The organism is Janthinobacterium sp. 61 (genome assembly GCF_002846335.1).
GTDB lineage: Bacteria > Pseudomonadota > Gammaproteobacteria > Burkholderiales > Burkholderiaceae_D > Janthinobacterium.
Genome location: NZ_PJMQ01000001.1, coordinates 2,895,810 through 2,920,496, shown reverse-complemented (window position 1 = coordinate 2,920,496; position 24,687 = coordinate 2,895,810). Strand labels below are relative to the sequence as shown.

Genomic DNA, 24,687 nt, shown 5'->3' with positions numbered 1-24,687 from the left:
AGCAACGAGAGTGCCAATGCGCCGGGTCCTGCTCCCCCAGCATATTTCCGATCAGGCCGCGCCGCCGGGCGCCGTGGTCCGGGACTTGCGCGGCCTGTCCATGGGTACCAGCTGGTCGGTGCGCCTGCTGGAGGCCGCCATGCCGGGGCGCGTGGGCAGCGCCGACTTGCAGCAGGGCTTGCAGCAGCAGTTGGACCTGGTCGTGGCGCAAATGAGCCACTGGAGCGACGAGTCCGACCTGGGCCGCTTCAACCGGGCCGAGCCTGGTAGCTGGCACAGCCTGCCCGCCGCCTTTTGCGAGGTGCTGGGCTTTGCCATGCATGTGTCGCAGGTATCCGGCGGCGCGTACGACCCTTGCGCGGGCGCCCTCGTCAACCTGTGGGGCTTCGGTCCCCGCAACCGCTACGATGAGCCCGGCTTCCTGCCGCCGAAAGACGATACCGTGGCCCTGTTGCTGTCGCAGCGCCAGCGCCGCCGCCTGGAGCTGGACTTGCCGGCCCGCCGCGCGCGCCAGCCGGGCGGCTTGCAACTGGATTTGTCCGCCGTGGCCAAGGGCTATGGCGTGGACCGCCTGGCCCGCTACCTGGACGGCCAGGGCATCCACCATTACCTGGTGGAAGTGGGCGGCGAGCTGCGCGGCGCCGGCAGCAAGCCGGACGGCCAGCCGTGGTGGGTGGTGCTGGAACAGGTCGATGGCGCCGCCGATAGTGCCGATAATACACAGCATCCGGCAGAAATGCTGCTGGCGCTGCACGGCTTGTCCGTGGCCACTTCGGGCGACTACCGGCGTTTCTTTGAAGACGGCACAGTTCGTTTCTCGCACACCATTGATCCGCGCAGAGGCATGCCAATCGCCAATCAACTCGCTTCCGTCACCGTCGTGCACGCCGAGTGCATGGCAGCCGACGCCTGGTCGACGGCCCTGACCGTACTGGGTGTGGATGCCGGCATGGCGCTGGCCGAAGAGCAGGGCCTGGCCGCGCGCTTCCTGCAACGCGACGGCCATGGCTACCACGAAACGCTGAGCAGCCAGATGCTGGCCATGCTCGACGAATGAACCATTAATTCCATGATTTTTACGCACGATACGACTCGGCTGGCCTTGCTGGTCGCCCTGTCCCTCAGCTACGCGGGCGTGTGTCTGGCGCCCTGGCTGCGCGCGCGCGCCAAGCGCCGCGCGTCCGACGCCGCCAAGGCAGCGCTGGCGAATAGCCCCGCCTGGCTGGTGGCGTATGCGAGCCAGACGGGCAATGCCGAGGAACTGGCCACGCAAACGGCGCAGAGCCTGCAGCTGGCCGGTATCCCCGTGCGCCTGTGCGCGCTGGCCGAACTCACAGCCGTTGATCTGCAACAGGCGGAACGGGCCCTGTTCCTGGTCAGCACGTATGGCGAGGGTGATGCGCCCGACAATGCGGCCGCCTTCATGGGCCGGCTGATGACGGGCGACCTGGCGCTGGCGCAATTGCATTACGCCGTGCTTGCCCTGGGCGACCGCAGCTATGGTCAGTTTTGCGGCTTCGGCCGCGCGCTCGATGCCTGGCTGGCCGCGCAGGGCGCCGCGCGCCTGTTCGAGCGCATCGAGGTAGACCGCAGCGCCAGCGCCGCCATCGAGCAATGGTTCCAGCATCTGAGCCATTTGGCCGGTACCAGCGACGCACCGGACTGGAGCGCGCCCGCCTTCGGCGACTGGCGCCTGACGGGCCGGCATTTGCTTAATCCTGGCAGCGCGGGCGGCGCCATCTACCATGTGGAACTGGCGCCCGTGGCGGGTGCCTTGCCTGACTGGCAGTCGGGCGACCTGGTGCAGGTGGCCGCGCCGCTCGACCCCGCGCAACCGCGCGAATATTCGATCGCATCGATTCCGCATGATGGCAGCGTGCACTTGCTGGTGCGCCAGCATGCGCATCCCGACGGCAGCCTGGGACTGGCCTCTGGCTGGCTGACGGCGCAGGCGGCTGTCGGCGACGTGGTGCAGCTGCGCTTGCGCCAGCACAAACGTTTTCGCCTGGAAGACAATGCCCAACGGCCTTTGATTCTGATTGGCAACGGCAGCGGCATCGCCGGCCTGCGCGGCCACCTGAAGAGCCGCGTGCTGGCAGGGCAGCGGCGCAATTGGCTGATCTTTGGGGAACGCAATGCGGCCCGCGATTTCCATTACCGTGAAGAAATTGAAGGTTGGCACGCCAGTGGCGACCTGCCGCGCCTGGACCTGGCGTTTTCGCGCGACCAGCCCGAGCGGATGTACGTGCAGGACCGCCTGCGCGGCAATGCCGATGAAGTCAGGCTGTGGCTGGAGCAGGGCGCGGCCATCTATATTTGCGGCAGCCTGGCCGGCATGGCGGGCGGCGTCGATCAGGCGCTGCAAGAAATGCTGGGCCGGCCCGCGCTCGACGCACTGGCGGCAGCAGGGCGCTACCGGCGCGACGTGTATTGATTCCTGCGCCGCCAGCGCGTTCGCGCGCGGGCGGCTATCATGGCTGTTTCACTGATTCATCCAGGGAGGCATCATGAGCGACAGTATTTACGACATTCCCTTGCGCCAGATCAATGGCGAACCTGGCAGCCTGGACGCGTATCGCGGCAAGGTAGTGCTAGTGGTCAACGTTGCCTCCGCCTGCGGCTTGACGCCGCAGTACGAAGGACTGGAAAAACTCTACGCCGACAAGCAGGCCGAGGGCCTGGTGGTGGCCGGTTTCCCCGCGAATGAATTCGGCGCACAGGAACCAGGCAGCAATGCCGAAATCGCCGACTTTTGCCGTGGCACCTACGGCGTGCAATTTCCCCTGTTTGAAAAAATCGTCGTCAAGGGGCCGGGCCAGCATCCGCTGTACCAGCGCCTGGTGCAGGAGCAGCCGCGGGCGCAGGAAACGCCGGGCAGCGATTTCCGCGCCAAGCTGGCCGGTTACGGCATCACGCAGGAGCAGCCCAGCGACGTGCTGTGGAATTTCGAGAAGTTTTTGATCAGCAAGGATGGCAGGGTGGTGGGACGTTTTGCGCCCGATACCACGGTCGACGATGCGATCTTGCGCGAGGCCATCGCGCGCGAGCTGCAGGCCTGAGCGTGTCGGCGGCGCTTGCCGCGCCGCTTTTGTTACTCGGCCGTGTTCAGCGTGGCTGGTTCCATTTCGCCGCTCACTTCCTGCAAGCCGCGCGCCAGGCTGGAGATGCTGGGGTTGTCGATGAAGACGCAGCGCTTGCCCGTGCGCTTGCAGTAATCCTTCACGCGCCAGTAGGCGCTGTGGCTGATGCAGCCGGTCTGGCAAATCACCAGGTCGGCTGCCGCCAGGCTCGAATCGAGCAGGTTGGCATTGTCTTCCAGGCCGCCGTCGTGGTGGGCGAACTGCGCGCCGACCCGCTCGATCAGGGCGCGGTAGGTGGCGACATTGCCGCTGCGCCCGCCCACGCACAAGACGCTTTGATCGACCAGGCGGATCGGCATTTTCAGCTTGCCGCCCATCGGCACTTCCAGCTTCGGTGCCGGTGCCGGCAGGGCGGCGCTTGGACGTGGCTGGGCCTGCTTCAATTCCGCGATTTGCTGGCGCAATTCTTTTTCGCGCTCATCCATTTGCGCCAGGCGTTCGACCAGGCGCGTGCGCGATTCCAGCGCCGGGATGGCGGCCTGCAATTGCGCCAGGTCAAAGCGCAAGCCCTCGATCACGCTGTCCTTGCCGATCGATTCCGCCCGCGCGCGCAGTAGCACGGCTTCCTGGCGTTCCAGTTCGCCCGTTTTTTCCATCAGTGCGGTCTGGCTGCGCTGTTGCAGCTTGGCTAGTTCGTGTGCCAGGCGCGCATTTTCTTCCTGCAAGGCGGTAAATTTTCCCATGTCGGCCCGCACGCAAGCGCCCGCCTGGTGCTGGATCATGTGCAGGTCGCGGCACATCTGCTCTTCCAGTTCCGCGTCGCAGCGCGGATGCGTCAGGCCGGCCCAGAAGGCGCCCGACACGTCGCCGTTGGCGACGGCCGTGCGCCACAGTTCGGCCACCTGCTGCGTCGTCTTGGCGCCGCGAAAGCGCAGGATCACGGGGGCGTAGCGGCGTTCGAGTTCCTTTTGCAGGGCTTCGGACAGGCGGTTGCGCGCGCCACATTCCGTCACGGCACCCACATGGACTTCGTAGTCGTCGGCCAGCACGCGCCCGCCCGTCATCTTGCCCACCAGCTTGCGCAGGTATCCCAGCGGCAAGCCCACGCCGACCAGCGGGCAATGGCAGGTGTGTGAGAGTTCCCACAGCCGGCGGCGACGCGAAGCGAGGGCGGCCGATTCCACGTCGGCGGGGGCACAATTGCTGATGACGGGCAGGGACTGGTCTTTGTCACACATGGCGATATCCTGTTGGGCGGTGGGGGGATTTATTGCGGCAGGGGCGAGGCAGGGCGCTTGGCGCTCAGCATGCGTGCCAGGCGCTCAAACAAAGTGGTACTCGGCGGTGCAGGTCGGTGCAGCGCCACCAGGGTGGCCCATTGCTGCGACAGTTGCTGGCAGGTCGCTTGCAGCACGGGACCCAGGCCGGGTGAGCTGGACAGCACTTGCAGATGGCGTTCGATGACGCCCGCCAGTTTCTCGCATGGAGTGCCCGCATGGTAGTGCGACATCAGGTGCAGCACGGCCGACAGCAGCAATTCAGGCTGTTGGCCTTGCGGGGAAGGAAACATCGGGGAAGGTCGGTCGTTCGCCATCAAACACTCCTGTGCGGGTGGTTTGGCTGGCTACGCGCACGGAGCGCGACTGGCTGGCGAGTATGGTGACTGGCTGCCGTGCTGCTTCAGGCAGTCAGGATCAGCTTGTTCAATTGGGTGACGCGCAGGCGATAGATCTTGCCGCTGTGCTCAATTTCCACTTCGCGGCCCTGCTGCAGCAGCGCTTCGCTGGTGATGCGCCGCGCCGCTTGCGCCGTGCTGACGGGAGGGCGGACGTGGGCGCTAGCGGCATCCTGGATCAAGGCTGGTTTTGAGCTTTGCATGTTGGGCTTTCTTTGTCTCAGTTGAGAATGATTCGTATTTGCATTATTGTTGAATGTGGCCCGAAAAGCAAGGCTTATTTATGTGCAATCCGCGCTTTTTTTACGATGGGATGGCAGCGAGGAGGTTAGCGCTGGGCAAAGGCGGCCGCAGGCGCGGCGCGGCAGCAAAAAAGACCCGGTAAGGCGGTGCGCGCCTTGACCGGGTCAAGCCTGTGCCAAGCTTGAAGGAGTGGGGATGGCGTTAAATGGTGGCCAGCAATTGCGCGGAGGCGGTGGCCGCTGCGGTGGTGTTGGCCTTGAGTTTGGCGGAGGCCAGCTGCTTGGCCCGTGAGCGCGAGGGCGGCAGGCGGCGCAGGGTTTTCAAGGCATCCGGGTCCTTGATGCCGATGGTGCGCTGGTCGACCGAGATCAGGCCGATTTCATTGAAGGCAGACAGGGTGCGGCTGACCGTTTCCAGGGTCAGGCCCAGGTAGCTGCCGATTTCATGGCGCGTCATGCGCAGGTTGAACAGCTTGCTCGAGTAGCCCATCTGCGCGAAGCGCTCGGCCAGCGAGACGAGGAAGCGCGCCACGCGGGCTTCTGCGCTGAGGGCGCCCAGCATGCCGATCATCGCTTGCTCGCGCACCAGTTCCCGGCTCATTACGCCATACATGACATTTTCCAGTTCCAGGTGGACTCTGCCCAGCGCCGTCAATTTCTTGAACGGCAGCAGGATCAGATCGCAGTCGGACAGGGCCACTGCTTCCGAGGAGTACTGGCGCGAGTGGATGCCGTCGACGCCCAGCATGTCGCCCTTCATGGGAAAGCTGAGGACCTGCTCATTGCCAAATTCGTCGATGAGTACGGTTTTCAGGAAGCCCGAATTGACGATGTACAGAGTGTCGAAGGGCTGGCCGATGGTGTGCACGCGCTGGCCAGTCTTGAATTGCACATGCTGGAACAGCAGTTCATCGGCGGCGATGGTGCAGGCGCTGGAGATATGCAGCAGGTCGCACACCTCCTTCAGGTTCGACCATAGCCGACCCTGGCGCTGGCGCCCCGCTTCCATTGAAGAGGAGGGGGGCAGTGATGGAGCGGCAGCGCGGGTTTCAGGCGTTTGCGTGGACAGCATGTTCATCTCCTGGTGACAGGTAGTTCAGAGTTGAATGACAAGGTGCACAGGACGGCGGGCAGGGAAAGGGCGGCGCGCGTCCAGGCGTGTGAATCTCGATTCGCTGAAGACTTGCTGTGTGATGAAATAACTTCCCAGCAACTTGATGACTGGTTTCAGTATGCTAACAACCGTCTGCAATTAATATCAGCGGTGGCTGAATATGGCAGTAGGAGCTGTGGCAGTTGATGTAGGATTGTTCCTACGGGTTGGCGCGCGTGGGCAGGTTCAGGTCTTGAAGGGAGACAGCAGACGGTGTGCCACGGCATACTGAACCATCTCTGACAGCGAACTCATGCCCATCTTTTGCATGATGCGCGTCTTGTGCGTACTCACCGTTTTCACGCTCAGATGCAGATTGTTGGCGATTTCCGTGATAGACTTGCCTGCCACCAGCAGGGAAAAGACTTCGAACTCGCGGTCCGACAGCTGTTTGTGCAGCAAGCTTTCATTCGGCATCATGATGTTGAGCACGAGCTGCTCCGCCACCTCGGCGCTGATGTAGGGACGTCCCGACGCCACCTTGTGGATGGCACCCACCAGCTGGGTGCCCGCGCTTTCCTTGGTCAGATAGCCTTGCGCGCCGGCGCGGATGGCGCGCACCGCATATTGCTCTTCCTCGTGCATGGTGAGGATGAGGATGGCCAGCTTGGGCGCTTCGCTGCGGATTTGCCGGATCAGGTCGACGCCGCTGCGGCCCGGCATCGACAGGTCGAGCAGCAACAGGTCGAAGCCGCCCTGGCGTACGTGGTTGAGTACCTCGAAGCCGTCGATGGCTTCGCCCACGATGTCGATGTCCGGCGCGCCGTCGAGGATGCGCTTCAATCCTTCTCGCATGATGGTGTGGTCGTCGGCAATCACAATACGTATCATAGGCGCGCAATCAGGAGGCGTGAAATGTGCCCGGGCCGCCTCGTGGCGGCCGGCCGGGTATTAATAAACGAGAAACATTGTCATTTTAACCGAAATGGCCGCAAGTTTGCCTTTTACTTACTATGCCGGCAGCGGCGGCCCCCGTGGCCATGTGACCACTTATTTGGAGGGTGGTTCCTTGATCAGCCTATGCACGAGCACCGGCAATTTCGAGTGCGACAGCACTTTGTTGGTCACGCTGCCGAGCAGCAATTGTCCCCAGCCGCTGCGGCCATGCGAGCCCATGAAGATCAAGTCGCAGTTCTGCAATTGCGCCACTTCCACGATTTTCAGGGCCGGGCTGTCGGAAAAGGCCGTCAGGCCCGTCGCTTCCAGGCCCCGCCTGGCGGCCGCGTCGAGGATGGGCTGCCAGTGGTCGGCGCCCGCCTTGCGCATGGCGATGCGGTATTCCTCCTCGCTGGGATAGCTTGGTGGAATGATTTCGATGTACACCGGGTACTGGTATTCGGGCGCCACGTACACGGCAAGGATATCGGCTTGCATCTGCTCTGCAAAGGCAACGCCAGCACAGGCCGTCAGGTTGGAGACGGCGGAGCCGTCCGTGGCGATCAGAATTTTCTTATACATGGCAGGTCCTTTGGCAGTGACTCAGCGCGCGCAACGCCCCTTATTGTAGACGCGGCGGCAGCATGGTATTCATGTAAAGACTTGATAATTATCAATACTATTGCACCTTCAGTATAGACAACATTGGCAGAAAGATCGTGTTTGAGCCGTAACGACAGCCATTGGGTACTGTTGCGCAGGCACCCGAGAGCAGGATTTCTTGTCTGGCGCGTGGTCTTGCACGCACGCCAATGGTAGTATTTCAAAATACAACAGCAGGAACACTTATTTCCTGGTGGAAAAGCTCTTGTGGACCTGCTTTGCACCAGGAAGCGCGTTTTGAGATTTACCAACAGGGCGGCGCCCTGCTACACTCGCACCATCGCAGCGGTATTGCCTCAAATCATCTTAATCGAGAAATTGTGGGTATCAGTCTGTAAAACGCACAGTTCAGGCGGAATTTTGACAAATTATGGAGAAGCAGGGATATGACCAACGCCGCTGATGATTTCGATGCATTATTCGATGAAGTATCTGCGCAAAGTGCGGCCGCTCCCAAGCCCGCGCCTGCCGCAGCGCCCGCAGCCGTGATCGCGGACGACGATTTTGACGCGCTGTTCGACTCGGTGTCGGCCAGCGCCGCCGTGCCGTCAGCCGCAGCGGAAGCGCCAGTCGCCGCCGCACCCGAAGCGCCCCCCGCGGCTGCTACAGGCGTGCCTGGCGAAGCGGCCGATCCGGTCGACCAGTCCGACAAGCCGATGTTCGAACGCCTGGGTGGCATCGTGCGCCTGCTGCACGATTCGCTGCGCGAACTGGGCTACGACAAGGCATTGACGGAAGCGTCGTCGCAGATCGTCGACGCCCAGGACCGCCTGGAATATGTCGCCACGCTGACGGAACAGGCCGCCAACAAGGTCCTGAATACGCTCGACGAAGGGATGCCGGCGCAAGATGTGCTGTCGAAGAAAGCCAAGGACATGGACAGTCGCTGGACGGCGTTGTTCGACGGCAAGCTGAGCCTGGAAGAATTCAAGGCCCTGGCCGGCGATTCGCGCCAGTTCGCGCAAGCCGTTGCCGAGGCCACGGAAGCAGAAAAAGCGCGCTTGCTGGAAATCATGATGGCGCAGGACTTCCAGGACATCACGGGCCAGCTGATCAAAAAAGTGGTCAACATCACCAAGACGGTGGAGCACGAGCTTGCCCAGCTGCTGCGCGACAACGCACCGGCCGAAGTGCGCGAAAAACTGGCGCAGAAGCCGGTGCCTCTGATGCAGGGCCCGTCCGTGCCGTCGGTGGCGCTGGACCAGGATAATGTAGACGACCTTCTTGCGGATTTGGGATTCTAATGGACGATATGCTCAAGGATTTCGTCGTTGAGGCGATGGATCTTGCGGTTAATGTTGAAGAGCACTTATTGCGCCTCGAGCGTGATCCTGACAACAAGGAAACACTGAATGCCGTGTTTCGTTCCTTCCACACCATCAAGGGTGGGGCCGGCTTCATGGGTCTGCCCGCACTGGTGGCGGCCTGCCATCTGACGGAAAACCTGTTCGACGCCTTGCGCACGGGCGCCGCGCCGGTGACCCCGATCGCCATCGAGGCGGCGCTGCAAGCGTCCGGTTTCGTGGCCGACCAGCTGACGGAACTGGCCAACGGCGCCGCGCCGGAAAGCTTGCCGGCCATGCCGGAAGAGCTGGAACACATCCTCACGAACGCCATCGAAGGCAAGGGCATGGACGCACCCGCGCCGGCCGCCGCCGTGGTGGCGGAAGCCGCCGCGCCCGTTGCCGAAGTGGTCGTGGTGGCGCCAGCCGCCGCTGTTTCCACCGCCAGTGCCGATGGCCTGGACTGGGAAGGCATGTATAACGCCGTCGTGCCGGCCGGTAGCCAGGTCGCTGCGGCACCGGCCTCCGCCGTGGCCGCTGCCCCCGCCGCCGTGGCCGTCGCTGCTGCTGCCGCTGCTGCCGCCAAGCCGGCCGCCAAAGCCTGGGATGGCGCGGAACGCCGCGAAGAGCGCCCGGAAGTGCGCCATGCCGCGCCCGTCAAGGAAGACAGCATCCGCGTCGACGCCGTCAAGCTCGACGCTCTGCTGGAAGTGGCTGGCGAATCGGTACAGGCTGCCAATCAGGCTGCCGTGCTGCTCGAGCGCTTGCTGCAATTCAAATTCGAAGGCCAGGCCGCCACCTTGATGGCGACCCTGGCGGAAACCCTGGAACGCGCTTCGCGCTACTCGACCGAACTGCAGCGTGCCACCCTGGCCACGCGCATGCAGCCCGTGGGCCGATTGTTCCAGAAATTCCCGCGCCTGGTGCGCGAACTGGCGAAAGACCTGGGCAAGGATGTCGAGCTGACCATCGAGGGCGCGGAGACGGAAGTCGACCGCGTGGTAGTTGACAGCCTGTACGATCCGCTCGTGCACATGCTGCGCAATTCGCTCGACCATGGCGTCGAATCGCCGGAAGCGCGCCTGGCTGCCGGCAAGCCCGCCAAATCGTATATTTCGCTGAAGGCCTGGCAGGAAGCCAACAGTGTCATGATCGTGCTGCAGGATGATGGCAAGGGCATGGATCCGGCCTTCCTGCGCAGCAAGGCCCAGCAAAAGGGCTTGATCAGCGAAAACGCGCAGTTGAGCAACGACGAATGCTTCCAGCTGGTGTTCCTGCCGGGCTTCTCGACCAAGGAAGTGGCCTCCAGCGTCTCCGGACGCGGCGTGGGCATGGACGTGGTCAAGACGGCCGTGGAGAAAAACCGCGGCGCCATCCACATCGAGTCCTCGCTGGGCAAGGGCACCAAGTTTGCCATCCGCCTGCCAATCGAGCTGTCCATCGTGCCGACCATGCTGGTGTCGACGTCGGGCGCCGCGCTGGCGCTGCCGATGGCGGTGGTGCAGCGCGTCGTCGAATTGCCGGAAACCTTCATGGAAGTGGGCGGCGCGCCCGTGCTGAAAGACCAGGGCCGTCCATTGCCCGTGCGTTCGCTGGCCGGCGCCCTGGGCTACGAATCGTGCAGCGAGCGCGTGGGCATTGTTGTCGCTGCGCCACAGCCGTACATTCTCGCCGTGGAAGCCGTCGATGGCACGGCTGACCTGGTGATCAAGCCGATGACGGCCATCACCGTGGAAGGCATTACCGGTACCGCTCGCTCGGCCGAAGGCGAGCTGGTGCTAGTCGTGGGCCTATCTTTCCTGATGGATGGTTGCAGGGGAAGTGTGCGCATGGCTGCCTAGAAACATTGGCCAGTTCACCCAGCCCGCTGCAGACCTCTGCAGCGGGCTTTTTTTTCGGCTTTTTTCGATTTTTATTCGCCCCGCCGGCATTTTGGCGGATTTTCGTATCAGCAATTTTTTAACCATATCCGCAAGGCATGCCGAATTTTGTATCGCCCATCCCACGCTGGGGCGGCTTTTGGTTCTGCATTGCGCAATATATGGCATAATCATTGCCGATCCCTTCGATCAGTACGACAGATCACTTACTACAGGCTGTGGCAACGCTGCATAAATCATGATGAAGACGCTTTACGACAAACTCTGGGAATCCCACGTTGTTCGGGCCGAAGATGATGGCACGACAATTTTGTACATCGACCGGCACCTGCTGCACGAAGTCACCAGCCCGCAAGCCTTCGATGGCCTCAGCGTGGCGGGCCGCCAGCCGTGGCGCATTTCCGCCAACCTGGCCGTGGCCGACCATAACGTGCCCACCACCAGCCGCATCGACGGCATTGCCGATCCGGTCTCGCGCCTGCAGGTGGAAACGCTGGACAAGAACGCCAGGCACTACGGCTTGACTTACTTCAACATGAACGACAAGCGCCAGGGTATCGTGCACGTGATCGGCCCTGAACAGGGCGCGACCCTGCCCGGCATGACGGTCGTGTGCGGCGACTCGCACACGTCGACGCACGGCGCCTTCGGCGCGCTGGCGCATGGCATCGGCACGTCCGAAGTGGAACATGTGCTGGCCACGCAAACTTTGCTGCAAAAGAAATCCAAATCCATGCTGGTGCAAGTCGACGGCGCCCTGCCGGCTGGCGTGACGGCAAAAGATATCGTACTGGCCATCATCGGCAAGATCGGCACGGCCGGCGGCACGGGCTACTGTATCGAGTTCGGCGGTTCGGCCATCCGCGCCCTGTCGATGGAAGGTCGCATGACGGTGTGCAACATGGCCATCGAGGCTGGCGCGCGCGCCGGCATCATCGGCGTGGATGACACCACCATCAATTACGTCAAGGGCCGTCCGTTTTCGCCGGCCGGACCGCACTGGGAACGCGCCGTGGCCTACTGGCGCACCCTGCATTCGGACCCGGGCGCCCGCTTTGACCTGGTCGTTACCCTCAACGCCGCTGACATCGTGCCGCAAGTGACCTGGGGCACGTCGCCCGAGATGGTGATCGGCATCGATGGCCGCGTGCCCGACCCTGACCAGGAAAAAGACAGCGTCAAGCGCGATGCGATGGAAAAGGCGCTGGTCTACATGGCCCTCAAACCCAACACCGCCATCGAGGACATCCGCATCGACAAGGTCTTCATCGGTTCCTGCACCAATTCGCGCATCGAGGATTTGCGCGCGGCCGCCGCCGTGGTGCGCGGCAAGTACCGCGCCTCGAACGTCACCCTGGCGCTGGTGGTGCCCGGTTCCGGCCTCGTCAAGGACCAGGCCGAGCGCGAAGGGCTGGACCGTATCTTCAAGGATGCCGGTTTCGAATGGCGCGAGCCGGGCTGTTCCATGTGCCTGGCCATGAATGCGGACCGCCTGGAGCCGGGCGAGCGCTGCGCTTCGACCTCGAACCGCAACTTCGAGGGCCGGCAAGGGCAGGGCGGCCGCACCCACCTGGTGTCGCCCGCGATGGCGGCGGCGGCGGGCATCGCCGGCCACTTTGTCGACGTGCGGGGCTTGCGATGACGGCAGGGACGGGCGCCGCTGGTTTACACTAGCGTTCCCTGTCCCTTATTTACTATCAAGAAATCATCATGAAAAAACTCTTCGCCCTCCTCATCGCCACCGTGATCCTGTCTGGCTGCAACACCGTCTCCGGCATCGGCCGCGATGTGCAGAAAGTCGGCCAGGTCGTCACTGGCGCCGGCGGAAAATAAACCGTGACGTGCCGGCGCACAGTGCCGCGCGTCCTACCGAGTAGACATAGCATGGATAAATTTACGATTTACGAAGGCCTGGTAGCGCCGTTGGACCGCGCCAACGTCGACACCGACGCGATTATCCCGAAGCAATTCCTGAAATCGATCCACCGCAGCGGTTTCGGCCCCAATCTGTTCGACGAATGGCGCTACCTCGACCATGGCGAACCGGGCCAGGACAACAGCCGCCGTCCGCTGAACCCTGATTTCGTGCTCAACGAGCCGCGTTACCAGGGGGCTTCTATTTTGCTCACACGTAAGAATTTCGGCTGCGGCTCTTCGCGCGAACACGCGCCGTGGGCGCTGGACCAGTATGGCTTCCGCGCCATCATCGCGCCCTCGTTTGCCGACATTTTCTTCAATAACTGCTACAAGAACGGCTTGCTGCCCATCGTGCTGTCGGAAAGCCAGGTCGAGCACCTGTTCAATGAAGTCAAGGCTTTCCCCGGCTACAAGCTGGTGGTGGACCTGGAACAGCAGTGCGTGAGAACCAGCAATGGTAGCGTCTCGTATCCGTTCGAAATCGATGCCTTCCGCAAATATTGCCTGATGAATGGCCTCGACGATATCGGCCTGACCCTGCGCCATGCGGACGATATCCGCGCCTTCGAAGAGCGTCATTTGACCAATCAGCCTTGGCTCGCCAACGTTATCTAAAGATCATTCCATGAAAATTGCAATCTTACCCGGCGACGGCATCGGTCCTGAAATCGTCGCGCAAGCCGTCAAGGTCTTGAATGTGCTGGGCGAATCATTCGAGCTGGAAACGGCACCTGTGGGCGGCGCCGGCTATGCGGCCCATGGCCACCCCTTGCCGGAAGGCACCCTGGCCCTGGCAAAAGCGGCCGACGCCGTGCTGTTCGGCGCCGTTGGCGATTATCAGTACGATAAGCTGGAGCGCCAGTTCCGTCCCGAGCAGGCGATTCTGGGCTTGCGCAAGAACCTGGGCCTGTTCGCCAACCTGCGTCCGGCCATTTTGTACCCGGAGCTGGCGGGCGCCTCGACCCTGAAGCCGGAAGTGGTGTCCGGCCTGGATATCCTGATCATCCGCGAGTTGACGGGTGACATTTATTTCGGCCAGCCCCGCGGCGTGCGCGAGTGCCCGGACGGTCCGTTCAAGGGCCAGCGCGAAGGCTACGACACCATGCGCTATGCGGAAGGTGAAATCCGCCGCATCGCCCATGTGGCCTTCCAGGCGGCGCAAAAGCGCGACAAGCGTCTGACCAGTGTGGACAAGGCGAACGTGCTGGAAACCTTCCAGTTCTGGAAAGACATCGTCATCGACGTGCACAAGGAATACCCGGATGTCGCGCTCGACCATATGTATGTCGATAACGCGGCCATGCAACTGGTGCGGGCGCCGAAGAAATTCGACGTCATGGTGACGGGTAACATGTTCGGCGATATCTTGTCGGACGCGGCCGCCATGCTGACGGGCTCGATCGGCATGCTGCCGTCCGCTTCGCTCGACGCCAACAACAAGGGCCTGTACGAGCCCTCGCACGGTTCGGCGCCCGATATCGCGGGCAAGGGCATCGCCAATCCGCTGGCGACGATTTTGTCGGCGGCCATGATGCTGCGCTATTCGCTGAACCGCGAAGAGCAGGCGGACCGGGTCGAAGCGGCCGTGAAGAAAGTGCTGGCGCAGGGTCTGCGCACGGCCGATATCCACGAAGCGGGCACGACCTTGGTCGGTACCGAGGCGATGGGTGATGCAGTTGTAAAAGCACTGGGATAAAATAGTCTAATGACGGCAGTCGCCGTCTCATCTTGAGGAATGGTAATGAAATTAGTTGGCTTGGTAGGTTGGCGCGGTATGGTCGGTTCGGTCCTGATGCAGCGCATGCAGGAAGAGGGCGACTTCGCCCACATCGAACCGGTGTTTTTTACCACCTCGAACACGGGCGGCGCGGCGCCGGCCATGGCGAAAAATGAAACCATCCTCAAGGATGCCAACAGCATCGCCGAACTGTCCAAGTGCGACATCATCATTTCCTGCCAGGGCGGCGACTACACGAGCGCTGTCTTCCCGCAGCTGCGCGCAGCGGGCTGGAATGGTTACTGGATCGATGCGGCATCGACCTTGCGCATGGAAAAAGACGCTGTCATCGTGCTCGATCCCGTCAACCTGCACGTCATCAAGGATGCGCTGGGCAAAGGCGTCAAGAATTACATCGGCGGCAATTGCACCGTATCGTGCATGATGATGGGCCTGGGCGGCCTGTTCCAGCACGAGCTGATCGACTGGATGACGTCGATGACGTACCAGGCGGCATCGGGCGGCGGCGCGCAGCACATGCGCGAGCTGCTGACGCAATTTGGCACCATCAACAGCTCCGTCAAGGCGCTGCTGGAAAACCCCGCTTCCGCCATCCTGGAAATCGACCGCCAGGTGCTGGCCACCCAGCACGGCTATTCCCCGGATGAAATCAAGCAATTCGGCGCGCCGCTGGCCGGCAACCTGATCCCGTGGATCGACAAGGACCTGGGCAATGGCCAGTCGAAGGAAGAGTGGAAGGCGGGCGCTGAAACGAACAAGATCCTGGGCCGCGGCATCGATTTTGGCACCAGGGAAATTCCTGTCGATGGCCTGTGCGTGCGTATCGGCGCCATGCGCTGCCATTCGCAAGCCCTGACCATCAAGCTCAAAAAAGACGTGCCTCTCGATGAAATCAACGACATCATCGCCAGCAACAATCAATGGGTGAAGCTGGTGCCGAACACGCGCGAAGCGTCCGTGCGCGACCTGTCGCCGGCAGCCGTCACGGGTAGCCTGACGATTCCTGTCGGCCGCGTGCGCAAGATGAGCATGGGCGGCGAATACCTGTCCGCCTTTACGGTGGGCGATCAATTGCTGTGGGGCGCGGCCGAGCCGCTGCGCCGCATGTTGCGTATCCTGCTGGACGCATAACGGCAATAAATTGCTGATCAAGATCAAGCCGGGGCTGTTTTCCCGGCTTTTTTTCTATCCTGAGCCCGTCAAGGCGCAACCATGCGGAGCTTGCATAGCTCTGGGCATGATGATATGTTGATACCTCTGGAAAAGTAACTGTTTTCCCACGTCAACTAAGATGCCGCCAATTATGCCTGTACACACTCGTCCCCGGGTCGCCTCCCTTGCCATCAAGACACTCAGCAGCGCTGTTGCCTGCGCGGTGTTATTGTCACCGGCGGTATCCGCGGCCGAGCTGGGCAAGATCACGGTGCTGTCCGCCGCCGGCCAGCCGCTGCGCGCCGAGGTCGAATTATCGGCCGTCCAGCTAGGCGAGGCATCTAGCCTGCTGGCCAAGCTGGCGCCGCCGGACGCCTACCGCCAGGCGAACGTGGAATTCAATCCCGCCCTGAACGCGCTGACGTTTGCCGTGGAAATGCGCAACGGCAAGTCTTTCATCCGCATCAGCTCGGCGCAGCCGGTGGCCGAACCCATGGTCGACCTGCTGCTGGAGTTGAGCAGCAAGAGCGGGCGCCAGGTACGCGAATATGCATTCGTGCTCGACACACCCGAAGCGCGGCAGACGCGCGGCGCGCAAGTGACGGCGCCAGTGCAGCCAGGCAAGAGCAAGCCGGCTGCAGCTACTGCTGATACTGCGCTGGCGAAAAAGGCGGCAGGCGAGTACAAGGTCAAGGCGGGCGACACTCTGAGCCGCATCGCCAGCGAACTGAAGCCATCGGGCGTCTCGCTCGACATGATGCTTGTCGCCCTGTACCGCGCCAATCCCGATGCTTTCAGGGGCGAAAACATGAACCGCATGCAGGCCGGGCGCATCCTGGCCGTGCCAGGCGCCGATGCCGTGCGCGCCACCGACGCGGCCGAAGCGAAGGGTGTCGTGACGGCGCACGCCATCGATTTCGAAGCCTACCGCAACAAGCTGGCGGGCCAGGTGTCGCAAAGCAAGCCGGCCAAGGCCGCGCAGGCGACGCAAAGCACGGCTGGCAAGATCGGCGCGACCAAGGTGCAGGAAAAACCGACGGCCGTGAGCGAGTCCCAAGACAAGCTGAAACTGTCGAAGGCGGAGCCGGCAGCCAAGTCGGCCGGCAAGAGTGCCGTCGCCAGCGAGGAAGACAAGATCGCCAAGGCCAAGCAGGTCGATGAAGCGGCCGCGCGCGTCAAGGAGCTGGAAAAGAACGTCAGCGACCTGGAAAAATTGATGGCGGTGAAGAGCAAGGCCATGGCCGACAAGAGCGCTCCCGCCCCCGCCAAGCCGGCCGAGGCCGCTGCCAGCGCATTGGCCAGTGCCTCGGCCAGCGCCATTGCCAGCGCGCCGGCTGAAGCGCAAGCTCCCGTGCCCAAAGCGAAACCGGTGCCGCTGATCAAGAAACCGTCGCCGCTGGAGCCCACCCTCGCCGATAAGATCAGTGATCACCTGGGCGCCATCGGCATCAGCCTGGCCGCTTTGCTGGCGGCCGTGGCAGCGCTGGTAATCGCGCGCCGGCGCAAGGAAACGCCGGCGCCCGCAGAAGATGCCGCCCCCGTATTCGAGCCGGAAGCGCCCGTGGCGCCGCCGGCCGGCCTGGCGCCGGAAGACCAGCAATCCGAGGCGAGCAACCAGCTGTTCGGTACGGGTGCCGCCGCCGCTGCCGGCGTAGCTGCGGCAGCGGGTGCCAGCATGCTTGAAGGCAATGAAACGGACCCCGTCGCCGAAGCGGATGTGTATATCGCTTACGGCCGCGATGGCCAGGCGGAAGATATCCTCAAGGAAGCCTTGCGCATCCACCCCGAGCGCCATGCGGCCCGCCTGAAATTGCTGGAAATCTATTCGGCGCGCAACGATGTACGCGCGTTTGAAGACCAGGCTAGTGAGCTCTACAGCCTGACGCGGGGACAGGGCGAAGAGTGGCCGCAAGCGGCTGCACTGGGCCTGGCGCTCGATCCTTCCAACCCCCTGTATGGCGATACGGAAGACGACGCCGTTGTCAGCCTGAGCAAGGGTGCCGGCGACGACTTGCACGGCCAGAGCATGGACTTGCCCGACGATCTGGCTGCGCCCGTAGCGCTGGCCGACCTGGCGCCGGCCGAGCCGGTTACTTCGGTGAGCGCCCGCGATGCGCGCGCCCCCCTCGATTTTGACCTCGACAGCCTCGATTTCGAGCCCGTCTCCACCAGCGACCCGATCGCCATGCCGGGACCGGAAAGCAAGCCGCTGTCCGCCACGCAGGGCGCGCACGATGTGCACTATGACGCCAGCATGGATTTCGGCCTCGACCTGGAGCCGCCAGCCGGCCCCGTGAATGGCGTAGGCGCCGGTGTGACGCCATTGCCTGACCCTCTGAAGGATGTCGACCTGGCCCATTTCGACCTCGACGAGCCCGTGGCGCCAGCCGCCGCGACGGTGGCGGCGGCCGACGCTGCCAGCGACAGCCGGTTTGACGATGCGCAAACGCCAGCGAGCTTGCCGGACGCCATACCGGCCGCGCAAGAGTTTGACCTGTCCGGCATCGACCTGGATCTCAACGATGGCAAGACGGCCAGCGTGGGCGTGGATGACCCATTGTCGGCCATCCACATGGAAATGGATACCAAGCTGGACCTGGCGATCGCTTACCAGGAAATCGGCGACAAGGAAGGTGCGCGCGAGCTGATCGATGAGGTCATCAAGGGTGGCAGCGAAGAGCAGATCGCCAAGGCGAATACCATGCGCGCGCTGCTCGGCTAACCTAAGCGTCGATACGACGTCCATGGCTGCGTTGCACGGCCTCGCCGTACATTCGTACTGTCTTCGACCGCGCGCCTTGCCCTGAACGCCGTCTCAGGCGCTTGTGTGGTCGGAGGGCAGGGCCGCCTGCGCGCCGGTATAATGCTTCGATGCAAAATATTACGACAGCAACGCCATTGAAGCGTATCGTCCTCGGCCTGCAGTATGACGGCACGGCCTGGCATGGATACCAGAAACAGGAAGACGGGCAGACGGTGCAGGACCAGCTGGAAAACGCGCTGGAGCAGTTTGCCCGCGTGCGCCTGGCCACCACCTGCGCCGGCCGCACGGATACGGGCGTGCATGCGCTTGAGCAAGTGGTGCATTTCGATACGGAATTGAACCGCGACGTGCATTCCTGGGTGCGCGGTGTCAACGCCTTCCTGCCGAAATCCATCGCCGTGCGCTGGGCCAAAGAACTCGAAGGCGATCCCACCGTCAACGATTTCTTCCACGCCCGCTTCAGCGCCCGCGCGCGCACCTATCATTATGTGTTGTACAACAACGCCACCCGTTCGCCGCTGGTGGAAGGGCGTGCCGGCTTCTTTTTCCGTCCGCTGGACGTGGAACTGATGCGCCAGGCCGTGCAGCCGTTGCTGGGCTGGCACGATTTTACGGCCTTCCGCGCCGCGCAATGCCAGGCCAAGTCGCCCGTCAAGCTGATGCATGACATCCGCATCGAGCGGCGCGGCGATTGCGTCATCTTCACCATCACGGCCAATGCCTTCCTGCACCACATGGTGCGCAACCTGGTCGGTTCGCTCGTCTATATAGGCACGGGACGGGAAAAGCCGGAATGGCTGGGGCATTTGCTGGAAAGTAAGGATCGCCACGCGGCCGCGCCCACCTTCATGCCGGACGGCCTGTACCTGGCGCAGATCGATTACGACCCGAAATGGGCGTTACCGCAAGACAGCAGCAGCGCCTTGCCCTGGTTCTGACGTTTCGCATCAAGCAATAACATCAAGGGAGTAACATGCCACGCACACGCATCAAGATCTGCGGCCTGACCCGCGCCGAAGACATCCAGGCTGTCGTGGCGGCGGGCGCCGACGCCATCGGCTTCGTGTTCTATCCGAAAAGCCCCCGCTACGTCACGCCGCAGCAAGCGGCGGCCCTGATCGCCGCCATGCCGCCGTACGTGACGACGGTGGGTTTGTTCGTCAATGCCACCGTGGAAGAAGTGCGGGCGGCCAAGGCCGTTGCGCCCTTGTCCCTGCTGCAATTTCATGGCGACGAGACGCCGGAGCACAGCGCCGCCCTCGCTGGCGCCGTGCAGACACCGTTTACGCAAGTGTTCCGCGTCAAACCCGACGCCCGCGGCGAAGATTTGCTAGAATACGAACAGCGCTATCGCGCCGCCAGTCCCTTGTTCTCGAGCCTCTTGCTCGATACCTATGTGGATGCCTACGGCGGTGCAGGAAAGGTATTTGATTGGTCCCTCATTCCAGAAGAACTCGCGCCTCGGGTCGTTTTAAGTGGTGGCTTGAGCGTACAAAACGCGACTGACGCAGTGGTGCGCGTACGCCCTTACGCCGTCGACATCAGCAGTGGTGTCGAAGCGTCCAAGGGTATCAAGGACGCATCCCGAGTCCGCGCGTTCATCGCCGCGGTACAGGATGCCGATGCCATCATTGCCAGAGGAAACCACCATGAATGACCATACCACCGCGCCCGGCGCAGCCGCCGCATTGTTCCACGCCACCGATTACCCTTTTCCCGACCTGCGCGGCCATTTCGGCCCTTATGGCGGCGCATTTGTTGCCGAAACGCTCACCCATGCGCTGGCCGAGCTGAAAGACGCCTACGCCCGCTATAGCACCGACCCGGAATTCCTCGAAGAATTTCGCTACGAGCTGAAACATTTCGTCGGCCGTCCATCGCCCATTTATCACGCCAAGCGCTGGTCCGAAATGGCAGGCGGCGCGCAAATCTATTTCAAGCGCGAAGACTTGAACCACACGGGCGCGCACAAGATCAACAACGTGATCGGCCAGGCCCTGCTGGCCAAGCGCATGGGCAAGCCGCGCATCATCGCCGAGACGGGCGCCGGACAGCACGGCGTGGCCACGGCCACCATCTGTGCCCGCTTCGGCCTCGAATGCGTGGTCTACATGGGCAGCGAAGACGTCAAGCGCCAGGCACAGAATGTGTACCGCATGAAATTGCTGGGCGCCACTGTCGTGCCCGTCGAATCCGGCTCGAAGACCCTCAAGGATGCGCTGAACGAAGCCATGCGCGACTGGGTCACCAACATCGAAAACACCTTTTATATCATCGGCACCGTCGCCGGCCCCCATCCTTACCCGATGATGGTGCGCGATTTCCAGTCCGTGATCGGCGAGGAATGCCTGGTGCAGATGCCGGAAATGACGGGTCGCCAACCTGATTACGTGGTGGCCTGCATCGGCGGCGGCTCGAATGCCATGGGCATCTTTTATCCGTATATCGACCAGAAGGATGTCAAACTGATCGGTGTGGAAGCGGCCGGTGAAGGATTGAATACGGGCAAGCACTCGGCCTCGCTGGCGGCCGGTTTCCCGGGCGTGCTGCATGGCAACCGCACCTATCTGCTGCAGGATGAAAACGGCCAGATCATCGAGACGCATTCCGTCTCGGCCGGCCTCGATTATCCCGGCGTCGGCCCGGAACACGCGTGGTTGAAGGATTTGGGCCGCGCGCAATACGTGTCGATCACCGATGACGAGGCCTTGCAGGCCTTCCACGACTGCTGCCATATCGAAGGCATCATCCCGGCGCTGGAATCGTCGCACGCGCTGGCCTATGCGGCCAAGCTGGCGGCCACCTTGCCGAAAGACCAGATCGTGCTGGCCAACCTGTCGGGCCGTGGCGACAAGGACATGCATACCGTGGCGGAGCGCATGGGATTGAATTTCAGTTAAACAACTGACAATCCCGGTATTGCGTAGGTCGGATTAGCGCGTCAGCGCGTAATCCGACATCCTCCACTGATAAAGAAAGCTCCCCATGTCCCGTATCGCCACCACCTTTGCCAACTTAAAATCGAACAACAAGACCGGCCTGGTCACCTTCATCACCGCCGGCGACCCCGGCCCTGACGCCACCGTGCCCCTGATGCATGCGCTTGTCGAGGGCGGCGCCGACATACTGGAACTGGGCGTGCCGTTTTCCGACCCCATGGCCGAAGGTCCCGTCATTCAGCGCGCCTGTGAGCGGGCCTTGAAATTCAATGTCGGCATCCACGATGTGTTCGCTTATGTGCGCCAGTTCCGTGAAACGAACCAGACGACGCCCGTGGTACTGATGGGTTATGCCAACCCCATCGAACGCATCGGCAGCGCCGCGTTTATTGATGCAGCGCAAGCGGCCGGCGCCGATGGCGCCATCGTCGTCGACTATCCCCCTGAGGAGTGCGAGCAATTCGCGGCCGCCATGCGCGCAGCGGGCCTCGACCTGATTTTCCTGCTGGCGCCCACCTCGACCGAAGAGCGCATCGCGCAAGTGGCCAAGGTTGGCGGCGGCTTCAGCTACTATGTGTCGCTCAAGGGCGTCACGGGAGCGGGCAACATTGATACGGAGCAGGTGGCGGAACGCCTTGCGGCCATCCGCCAGCATGTAAAATTACCCATCGGCGTGGGCTTCGGCATCCGCGATGGTGCCACGGCCAAGGCCGTTGCCAAGGTGGCCGATGCCGTCGTGATCGGCAGCCGCATCATCCAGGAGATTGAAAACGCCCCGCCAGGTGGCGCCGTCGATGCCGTGCGCAGCTTTACGGCAGGCATCCGCGCCGCACTGGACGCCTGAGCAAGCTTGCCGTTTACGCAAGATACGTTGACGGCAAAGTTCGACAGCCCGGCGATAAACGGCTACACTTCGGCCACTGATTTTCCTGTTATTGTGCAATAGATAAAATTTTTGGTGGCGCCCTACGGGGGTGTCGCCGTTTACCGTCTGCCGGGGGCGTCCACCGACGCTACCCCTACAAGGGCCCAAGGAGAAAATATGAGTTGGTTGGAAAAACTGCTGCCACCGCGCATACAGCGTTCTGATGCTGCCGCGCGCAAGACCATGCCGGAAGGCCTGTGGGTCAAGTGCCCATCGTGCGAAGCCGTGCTGTACCGTACGGATCTGGAATCGAATTTGCACGTGTGCCCGAAATGCGATCACCACATGCGCATCCGCGCGCGTGAACGCCTCGACAGCCTGCTCGACGCGGGCGGCCGCTATGAAATCGGCCAGGAAATCCTGCCTGTCGATACGCTGAAGTTCAAGGACAGCAAGAAATACCCGGACCGCCTGAAATCCGCCATGGAAGCGACGGGCGAGACGGATGCGATGGTCGTCATGGGCGGCGCCATCATGAGCCTGCCAGTGGTCGTGGCGTGCTTCGAATTCGAATTCATGGGCGGCTCCATGGGTTCCGTCGTGGGCGAGCGCTTCGTGCGCGGCGCACAAATCGCGCTGGAACAGAAGGTGCCGTTCATTTGCATCACCGCCACCGGTGGTGCGCGCATGCAGGAAGGTTTGCTGTCGCTCATGCAGATGGCGAAAACCACGGCCATGCTGACCAAGCTGTCGGAAAAGAAATTGCCATTCATCAGCGTGCTGACCGACCCGACCATGGGCGGCGTGTCCGCCTCGTTCGCCTTCATGGGCGACGTGGTGATTGCTGAACCGAAAGCGCTGATCGGCTTTGCCGGCCCGCGCGTGATTGAAAACACCGTGCGCGAAAAATTGCCGGAAGGCTTCCAGCGCGCCGAGTTCCTCGTCACCAAGGGCGCCGTCGACATGATCGTCGACCGCCGCAAGATGCGCGAAGAAATCGCCCGCTTGCTGGCCTTGCTGCAAAACCAGGCCGTCGAAGTCTTGGCGTAATCCGCCAGAGTAACAGGCCGGGCGGTGTCCTGCGGACCCGCCTGGTTGCCATGCCACACCATCTCCGCGCCTCGCGCACTGTCTCCTCATCAAGAAGTCTCCCATGCTCAAGCTCCCCACCACATTGCCGGACTGGCTCGCCATGCTGGAAACCCGCCATTCGGAAACCCAGATCAACATGGGCCTGGACCGCCTACAAGCCGTGAAGGCGCGCATGCAACTGGCTTTTACTTGCCCCGTGATCATGGTGGCGGGCACGAATGGCAAGGGTTCCACCTGCGCCATGCTGGAATCCGTACTGTTGCGTGCTGGCTACAAAGTGGGTCTGTACATCAAGCCGCATTTCCTCGACTTCAATGAGCGCGCGCGCGTGCTGGGCGAGATGGCCAGCGACGAACAGATCGTCGCCAGCTTCAATGCCGTCGAGGCCGTGCGCGGCGATACGCCGCTGACGTATTTCGAATTCACCACCCTGGCCATCCTGCATTTGCTGTCGCAGGCCAAGCTGGACGTGGCCATCCTGGAAGTGGGCCTGGGCGGGCGCCTCGATGCCGTCAACGTGATCGACGCCGATGTGGCCATCGTCACCAGCGTCGACATCGACCACACGGATTACCTGGGCGATACGCGCGAAGCGATCGGCTTTGAAAAGGCCGGTATTTTCCGTCCGGGCAAGGCGGCCATCTGCAGCGACCCCGTGCCGCCGCAATCCTTGATCGACCATGCCGAGGCCATCGGCGCGGATCTGTGGCTGATGGGCCGCGATTTCAACTATTCGGGCGACAAGCAGCAGTGGAACTACGGCGGGCGCGAGCAGCGCCGCAATTCGCTCGCGTATCCAAGCTTGCGTGGCGCCAACCAGATCCTGAACGCGACGGCCGTGCTGGCCGCGCTGGAAGTGCTGAAGCTGAAACTGCCCGTTGGCGCGCAGGAAGTACGTACGGGCCTGGTGACGGTGGAACTGCCGGGCCGCTTCCAGGTCTTGCCTGGCCGCCCCAGCGTCATCCTTGATGTCGCGCATAACCCGCACGCAGCTTCGGCGCTGAACCAGAACCTGGGCAATATGGGTTTCCACCCGTACACCTATGCCGTGTTCGGCTCCATGCAGGACAAGGATATCGATGGCGTGCTGGCCGCGATGAGCGAACACGTCGACCACTGGTGCCTGACGAGCCTGCCGTCGCCGCGCGCGGCGACTGCATCCGAGCTGGCCGCCAAGGTGCAGATCATGCTGGAAGATAAGCCCGACAGCAACGACCATACTGTGTCTATTTTCGATGATCCGGCACAAGCTTTTGCAAATGCGATGAGCCGGGCCGGTGAGAATGATAGAATTGTGGTCTTTGGTTCTTTCCTCACCGTCGCCGGCGTGATGAAGGCCAGAAAATCCTCACTTCACTGAAACGCACT

Annotated in this window: 23 protein-coding genes; 17 read left to right on the top strand and 6 right to left on the bottom strand. The window is 62.5% G+C overall.

Going from position 1 to position 24,687, the window contains the following annotated elements; genetic code table 11:
* Positions 1-16 precede the first annotated feature (16 nt).
* From CLU92_RS13390 to CLU92_RS13380, 3 genes are all read left to right on the top strand, one after another.
* Complete coding sequence (locus tag CLU92_RS13390) at positions 17-1,057, top strand: FAD:protein FMN transferase (protein WP_101482277.1); 1,041 nt, start codon at positions 17-19, stop codon at positions 1,055-1,057.
* A 12-nt stretch (positions 1,058-1,069) separates the two neighbouring features.
* Entirely contained in the window at positions 1,070-2,434 is a 1,365-nt protein-coding gene (locus tag CLU92_RS13385) for a sulfite reductase subunit alpha (protein WP_101482276.1), read from the top strand.
* Between the two features lie 73 nt (positions 2,435-2,507).
* Complete coding sequence (locus CLU92_RS13380) at positions 2,508-3,059, top strand: glutathione peroxidase (RefSeq protein WP_101482275.1); 552 nt, start codon at positions 2,508-2,510, stop codon at positions 3,057-3,059.
* Positions 3,060-3,091: 32 nt separating this feature from the next.
* Here CLU92_RS13380 and CLU92_RS13375 read toward each other — a convergent pair whose 3' ends face one another.
* The 6 genes from CLU92_RS13375 to CLU92_RS13350 form a co-directional block, all read right to left on the bottom strand.
* The gene (locus CLU92_RS13375) at positions 3,092-4,318 is read right to left on the bottom strand and encodes a DUF2325 domain-containing protein (protein ID WP_101482274.1); all 1,227 of its coding nucleotides are present in this window, start codon (positions 4,316-4,318) and stop codon (positions 3,092-3,094) included.
* Between the two features lie 29 nt (positions 4,319-4,347).
* Positions 4,348-4,674 carry a hypothetical protein gene (locus CLU92_RS13370; RefSeq protein WP_101482273.1) on the bottom strand — a complete coding sequence of 109 codons (327 nt, stop codon included), beginning with the start codon at positions 4,672-4,674 and terminating at the stop codon, positions 4,348-4,350.
* A gap of 86 nt (positions 4,675-4,760) precedes the next feature.
* Positions 4,761-4,958 (bottom strand): hemin uptake protein HemP, encoded by a 198-nt coding sequence (gene hemP / locus CLU92_RS13365; protein ID WP_101482272.1) that lies wholly within the window; start codon positions 4,956-4,958, stop codon positions 4,761-4,763.
* A gap of 241 nt (positions 4,959-5,199) precedes the next feature.
* Positions 5,200-6,006: a Crp/Fnr family transcriptional regulator gene (locus CLU92_RS13360; RefSeq protein WP_101482271.1), complete on the bottom strand. Its 807-nt coding sequence runs from the start codon at positions 6,004-6,006 to the stop codon at positions 5,200-5,202.
* Positions 6,007-6,336: 330 nt separating this feature from the next.
* Positions 6,337-6,981, bottom strand: a complete 645-nt coding sequence (locus tag CLU92_RS13355) for a response regulator transcription factor (RefSeq protein WP_034750556.1) — start codon at positions 6,979-6,981, stop codon at positions 6,337-6,339.
* Positions 6,982-7,140: 159 nt separating this feature from the next.
* Positions 7,141-7,608, bottom strand: a complete 468-nt coding sequence (locus CLU92_RS13350) for a universal stress protein (RefSeq protein WP_101482270.1) — start codon at positions 7,606-7,608, stop codon at positions 7,141-7,143.
* 467 nt (positions 7,609-8,075) lie between these two features.
* On the opposite strand from CLU92_RS13350, the gene CLU92_RS13345 reads away from it, so the two are divergent.
* The 14 genes from CLU92_RS13345 to folC all read left to right on the top strand — a co-directional run bounded on the left by CLU92_RS13345 (position 8,076) and on the right by folC (position 24,679).
* Positions 8,076-8,933 carry a protein phosphatase CheZ gene (locus tag CLU92_RS13345; RefSeq protein ID WP_101482269.1) on the top strand — a complete coding sequence of 286 codons (858 nt, stop codon included), beginning with the start codon at positions 8,076-8,078 and terminating at the stop codon, positions 8,931-8,933.
* On the top strand, positions 8,933-10,813 hold the full coding sequence (locus tag CLU92_RS13340) for a chemotaxis protein CheA (protein WP_101482268.1): 1,881 nt from the start codon (positions 8,933-8,935) through the stop codon (positions 10,811-10,813). The genes CLU92_RS13345 and CLU92_RS13340 overlap by 1 nt, the downstream gene beginning before the upstream one ends.
* Positions 10,814-11,090: 277 nt before the next feature.
* Positions 11,091-12,494, top strand: coding sequence for a 3-isopropylmalate dehydratase large subunit (leuC, locus tag CLU92_RS13335; protein WP_101482267.1), 1,404 nt, complete (start codon positions 11,091-11,093; stop codon positions 12,492-12,494).
* Positions 12,495-12,562: 68 nt separating this feature from the next.
* Complete coding sequence (locus tag CLU92_RS13330; protein ID WP_010400408.1) at positions 12,563-12,685, top strand: lipoprotein; 123 nt, start codon at positions 12,563-12,565, stop codon at positions 12,683-12,685.
* 51 nt (positions 12,686-12,736) lie between these two features.
* Complete coding sequence (gene leuD / locus CLU92_RS13325) at positions 12,737-13,384, top strand: 3-isopropylmalate dehydratase small subunit (protein WP_101482266.1); 648 nt, start codon at positions 12,737-12,739, stop codon at positions 13,382-13,384.
* A 10-nt stretch (positions 13,385-13,394) separates the two neighbouring features.
* Positions 13,395-14,465, top strand: a complete 1,071-nt coding sequence (gene leuB, locus CLU92_RS13320; protein ID WP_101482265.1) for a 3-isopropylmalate dehydrogenase — start codon at positions 13,395-13,397, stop codon at positions 14,463-14,465.
* A 45-nt stretch (positions 14,466-14,510) separates the two neighbouring features.
* Positions 14,511-15,638, top strand: a complete 1,128-nt coding sequence (asd, locus tag CLU92_RS13315) for an aspartate-semialdehyde dehydrogenase (protein ID WP_101482264.1) — start codon at positions 14,511-14,513, stop codon at positions 15,636-15,638.
* 172 nt (positions 15,639-15,810) lie between these two features.
* Positions 15,811-18,381, top strand: a complete 2,571-nt coding sequence (locus CLU92_RS13310) for a FimV/HubP family polar landmark protein (RefSeq protein ID WP_101484671.1) — start codon at positions 15,811-15,813, stop codon at positions 18,379-18,381.
* Positions 18,382-18,530: 149 nt separating this feature from the next.
* Positions 18,531-19,361 carry a tRNA pseudouridine(38-40) synthase TruA gene (gene truA, locus CLU92_RS13305; protein ID WP_170846322.1) on the top strand — a complete coding sequence of 277 codons (831 nt, stop codon included), beginning with the start codon at positions 18,531-18,533 and terminating at the stop codon, positions 19,359-19,361.
* 35 nt (positions 19,362-19,396) lie between these two features.
* On the top strand, positions 19,397-20,080 hold the full coding sequence (locus CLU92_RS13300; RefSeq protein ID WP_101482263.1) for a phosphoribosylanthranilate isomerase: 684 nt from the start codon (positions 19,397-19,399) through the stop codon (positions 20,078-20,080).
* Entirely contained in the window at positions 20,073-21,323 is a 1,251-nt protein-coding gene (gene trpB, locus CLU92_RS13295) for a tryptophan synthase subunit beta (protein WP_101482262.1), read from the top strand. The genes CLU92_RS13300 and trpB overlap by 8 nt, the downstream gene beginning before the upstream one ends.
* An 85-nt stretch (positions 21,324-21,408) precedes the next feature.
* On the top strand, positions 21,409-22,206 hold the full coding sequence (gene trpA / locus CLU92_RS13290; RefSeq protein ID WP_101482261.1) for a tryptophan synthase subunit alpha: 798 nt from the start codon (positions 21,409-21,411) through the stop codon (positions 22,204-22,206).
* 198 nt (positions 22,207-22,404) lie between these two features.
* Complete coding sequence (accD, locus tag CLU92_RS13285) at positions 22,405-23,277, top strand: acetyl-CoA carboxylase, carboxyltransferase subunit beta (protein WP_010400390.1); 873 nt, start codon at positions 22,405-22,407, stop codon at positions 23,275-23,277.
* Positions 23,278-23,380: 103 nt separating this feature from the next.
* A complete protein-coding gene (folC, locus tag CLU92_RS13280) occupies positions 23,381-24,679 on the top strand; it encodes a bifunctional tetrahydrofolate synthase/dihydrofolate synthase (RefSeq protein WP_101482260.1) in 1,299 nt (432 codons plus the stop codon).
* Positions 24,680-24,687: the final 8 nt, after the last annotated feature.

What these genes read in the sequence shown, in the direction of transcription:
- trpB (WP_101482262.1), top strand. Translation starts at nt 20,073, where the DNA reads ATGAATGACCATACCACCGCGCCCGGCGCAGCCGCCGCATTGTTCCAC.
- CLU92_RS13350 (WP_101482270.1), bottom strand. Translation starts at nt 7,608, where the DNA reads ATGTATAAGAAAATTCTGATCGCCACGGACGGCTCCGCCGTCTCCAAC.
- CLU92_RS13355 (WP_034750556.1), bottom strand. Translation starts at nt 6,981, where the DNA reads ATGATACGTATTGTGATTGCCGACGACCACACCATCATGCGAGAAGGA.
- folC (WP_101482260.1), top strand. Translation starts at nt 23,381, where the DNA reads ATGCTCAAGCTCCCCACCACATTGCCGGACTGGCTCGCCATGCTGGAA.
- leuC (WP_101482267.1), top strand. Translation starts at nt 11,091, where the DNA reads ATGATGAAGACGCTTTACGACAAACTCTGGGAATCCCACGTTGTTCGG.
- CLU92_RS13300 (WP_101482263.1), top strand. Translation starts at nt 19,397, where the DNA reads ATGCCACGCACACGCATCAAGATCTGCGGCCTGACCCGCGCCGAAGAC.
- CLU92_RS13380 (WP_101482275.1), top strand. Translation starts at nt 2,508, where the DNA reads ATGAGCGACAGTATTTACGACATTCCCTTGCGCCAGATCAATGGCGAA.
- trpA (WP_101482261.1), top strand. Translation starts at nt 21,409, where the DNA reads ATGTCCCGTATCGCCACCACCTTTGCCAACTTAAAATCGAACAACAAG.
- hemP (WP_101482272.1), bottom strand. Translation starts at nt 4,958, where the DNA reads ATGCAAAGCTCAAAACCAGCCTTGATCCAGGATGCCGCTAGCGCCCAC.
- CLU92_RS13385 (WP_101482276.1), top strand. Translation starts at nt 1,070, where the DNA reads ATGATTTTTACGCACGATACGACTCGGCTGGCCTTGCTGGTCGCCCTG.
- accD (WP_010400390.1), top strand. Translation starts at nt 22,405, where the DNA reads ATGAGTTGGTTGGAAAAACTGCTGCCACCGCGCATACAGCGTTCTGAT.
- CLU92_RS13390 (WP_101482277.1), top strand. Translation starts at nt 17, where the DNA reads ATGCGCCGGGTCCTGCTCCCCCAGCATATTTCCGATCAGGCCGCGCCG.
- CLU92_RS13310 (WP_101484671.1), top strand. Translation starts at nt 15,811, where the DNA reads ATGCCTGTACACACTCGTCCCCGGGTCGCCTCCCTTGCCATCAAGACA.
- CLU92_RS13375 (WP_101482274.1), bottom strand. Translation starts at nt 4,318, where the DNA reads ATGTGTGACAAAGACCAGTCCCTGCCCGTCATCAGCAATTGTGCCCCC.
- CLU92_RS13370 (WP_101482273.1), bottom strand. Translation starts at nt 4,674, where the DNA reads ATGGCGAACGACCGACCTTCCCCGATGTTTCCTTCCCCGCAAGGCCAA.
- CLU92_RS13330 (WP_010400408.1), top strand. Translation starts at nt 12,563, where the DNA reads ATGAAAAAACTCTTCGCCCTCCTCATCGCCACCGTGATCCTGTCTGGC.
- asd (WP_101482264.1), top strand. Translation starts at nt 14,511, where the DNA reads ATGAAATTAGTTGGCTTGGTAGGTTGGCGCGGTATGGTCGGTTCGGTC.
- leuD (WP_101482266.1), top strand. Translation starts at nt 12,737, where the DNA reads ATGGATAAATTTACGATTTACGAAGGCCTGGTAGCGCCGTTGGACCGC.
- truA (WP_170846322.1), top strand. Translation starts at nt 18,531, where the DNA reads ATGCAAAATATTACGACAGCAACGCCATTGAAGCGTATCGTCCTCGGC.
- leuB (WP_101482265.1), top strand. Translation starts at nt 13,395, where the DNA reads ATGAAAATTGCAATCTTACCCGGCGACGGCATCGGTCCTGAAATCGTC.
- CLU92_RS13345 (WP_101482269.1), top strand. Translation starts at nt 8,076, where the DNA reads ATGACCAACGCCGCTGATGATTTCGATGCATTATTCGATGAAGTATCT.
- CLU92_RS13340 (WP_101482268.1), top strand. Translation starts at nt 8,933, where the DNA reads ATGGACGATATGCTCAAGGATTTCGTCGTTGAGGCGATGGATCTTGCG.
- CLU92_RS13360 (WP_101482271.1), bottom strand. Translation starts at nt 6,006, where the DNA reads ATGGAAGCGGGGCGCCAGCGCCAGGGTCGGCTATGGTCGAACCTGAAG.